This window comes from Kitasatospora sp. NPDC093806 (genome assembly GCF_040683335.1).
GTDB lineage: Bacteria > Actinomycetota > Actinomycetes > Streptomycetales > Streptomycetaceae > Kitasatospora.
This window is the reverse complement of sequence record NZ_JBFBDO010000240.1, coordinates 1-2712: the sequence shown is the minus strand read 5'-3', so window position 1 is coordinate 2712 and position 2712 is coordinate 1. Positions and strand designations below refer to the sequence as shown.

Annotated in this window: 1 protein-coding gene; it reads right to left on the bottom strand. The window is 74.2% G+C overall.

Annotated features, from left to right (window positions below; all coding sequences use genetic code 11):
• Positions 1–2712, bottom strand: a 2712-nt coding sequence (locus AB0N76_RS39620) for an amino acid adenylation domain-containing protein (RefSeq protein WP_363565713.1), incomplete at both ends; no start/stop codon positions are given.

Sequence of the window (2712 nt, the reverse complement as noted above, 5' to 3'; positions counted from 1 at the left end):
GTGGTCCAGCGGGTGAGGTCGCCGGTGCGGTAGATCCGGGTGCCGGGTTCGCCGTGTGGGTCGGGGCGGAAGTGGTCGGCGGTGTGGGCGGGTTGGTGGTGGTAGCCGCGGGCGAGTTGGGTGCCGGCGATGTGGAGTTCGGCGATGGCGCCGTGGGGGGTGGGGTTGAGGTGGTGGTCGAGGAGGTGGAGGTGGCGGTCGCCGAGGGGGCGGCCGATGGGGATGCCGTCGGGGCGGCGGGTGCTGTCGGGGGTGATCTCGAACAGGGTGGTGGTGACCGTCGCCTCGGTCGGCCCGTAGGTGTTCAGCACCGTCGGCTCCGGGAACCGCTCCGTCCACCAGGCCAGGTCGGTCGGCCGGACCACGTCCCCGCCGAGGACCAGCAGCCGCAGCGGCGCGGGCTTCCAGCGGGCGTGCCGGGAGTCCGGCGCGGACAGCTCCGCGATCAGCTCGGTCAGGTACCCCGGCACCACCTCCAGCACCGTGACGCCGTGCTGCTCCAGCTCGTCGAGGAGCCGGTCGGGGGCGATCAGGCCGTGCTCGGGAAGGACGAGGCTCGCCCCGCAGGTCAGGGCTGGGAAGATCTGCTCCACCGAGGCGTCGAAGGCGAGGGCGGCGAACTGGAGGACGCGGTCGGTGGGGCCGAGGGCGAAGCGGCGGCGGACGCGGATGGTGTGGGCGGCGAGGTTGGCGCGCGGGATGGCGACGCCCTTGGGGGTGCCGGTGGAGCCGGAGGTGTAGATGAGGTACGCCAACTGCTGCTCGTGGTACTGGTGTTGGGGGTTTTCGTCCCGGTCGGCGGCGGGCAGGGGCCCGTCGAGGAGGAGGTGGGCGCCGGCGTCGGTGCGGATGTGTTCGACGCGTTCGGCGGGCCAGGCGGGGTCGATGGGGACGTAGGCGCCGCCGGCCTTGAGGATGCCGAGGACGGCGATGAGCATCTCGGGCCCGCGCGGGAGTCGGACGGCGACGGGTATCTCGGTGCGGACGCCCTGGTCGGTGAGCCACCAGGCGAGGCGGTTGGCGCGGGTGTTGAGCTCGGCGTAGGTGAGCGTGGTGTCGGCGGTGCGGACGGCGACGGCGTCCGGGGTGCGTCGCACCTGGTCCTCGAACTGGGCGATGGTGTCCCGGGCGGGCGCCGGGACGTCGCCGCTGCCCAGCTCGCGCAGCTCCCGCAGTTCCTCGGCCGGCAACCCCAACTCGTTCACGGGCTGGTCGGGTCGGTCCGCCACGGCGGCCAGCAGGGCCTGGCAGCGGCGCACCAGCCGGTCGATCGTCGCCGCGTCGAAGAGGTCGGTGCGGTACTGCACGAAGCCGCCGGCCGCCCCCGGGTCGGTGGTGAAGGTGAACATCAGGTCGAACTTGGTGACGCCGAACGGGATCTCGGCGGGGTGCAGCCGCGCGGAGCCGAGCCGGGGCGCGCCGATGGACCGCACCTCCAGGTCGAACATGGCCTGGAACAGCGGCGAGCGGTCCAGGCCGCGGTCGGGGCGCAGCTCCTCGACCACCCGGTCGAACGGCACGTCCTGGTGGTCGAGGGCGTCGAGGGTGTGGTCGCGGACCCGGGTGAGCAGCTCGGCGAAGGTCGGCCCGCCGGTGAGGTCGGCGCGCAGGACGAGGGTGTTGATGAACAGGCCGATCAGGTGCTCGACCTCGGGGCGGCCGCGTCCGGCGACCGGGACGCCGATGCCGAAGTCGCGCTGCCCGCTCCACTGGCCGAGTGCGACCTGGAACGCCGCGAGCAGGGTCATGTAGAGGCTCGCGCCGTGTGCCCGGCTCACCTGCTCCAGCCGGGCGACCAGGTCGGTGTCCAGGGTGAACTCGCGGGTGGCGCCGGCCCAGGACGGCTCGGCGGGCCGCGGCCGGTCGGTCGGCAGCTCAAGCGCCGGCAGCGCGGCCAGCCGCTCCCGCCAGTAGCCCAACCCGCGCTCCAGCCGGGCGCCGGTCAGTTCCTGGCGCTGCCAGTTCGCGAAGTCGGCGTACTGGACGGGGAGTTCCGGCAGCGTCCGGCCGTCGTAGAGCGCGCCCAGCTCGCGGACCAGCACGCCCAGCGACCAGCCGTCCGAGACGATGTGGTGCAGCGCCAGGACGAGCAGGTGGTCCTCGCTGTCGAGCTGCCAGGCGGTGACCCGGACCAGCGGGCCGGCGGCCAGGTCGAACGGGCGGTGCAGCTCGGTTTCGGCCCGCCGGACCGCCTCGCCGTACGGGTCGCCGAGTCCGCGCAGGTCGTGCCAGGCGACGGCGAGGTCCGCCGTGGCCGCCACCCGCTGCACGGGCTGCGTGTCGACCAGCGGGAAGGTGGTGCGCAGCGACTCGTGGCGGGCGGCGAGTTGCCCGAGCGCCCGGTCCAGGCGTGCGCGGTCGAGTTCGCCCTCGACCCGCCAGGCCAGCGCGGCCAGGTAGTCGGGCGCCTCGGGGGCGAGCCGGTGCAGGAACCACAGGCCCTCCTGCGCGAAGGACAGCGGGAAGTCGCCGCTGCGGACCATCCGGGCCATCGGCGCCGCCGGGCGCGCGGGCGCGGCCGGCAGGGCGGCGGCGAACTCGGCGATCGTCGGCCGCTCGAAGAAGTGCCGGACGTCCACCGGCCGTTCCAGCGCCTTGGTCAGGCGGGCCACGGCCAGGGTGGCGAGGAGGGAGTGGCCGCCGAGGTCGAAGAAGTTGTCGTGGATGCCGATCCGGTCGAGCTGGAGGACTTCCTGCCAGACCTGCGCGATG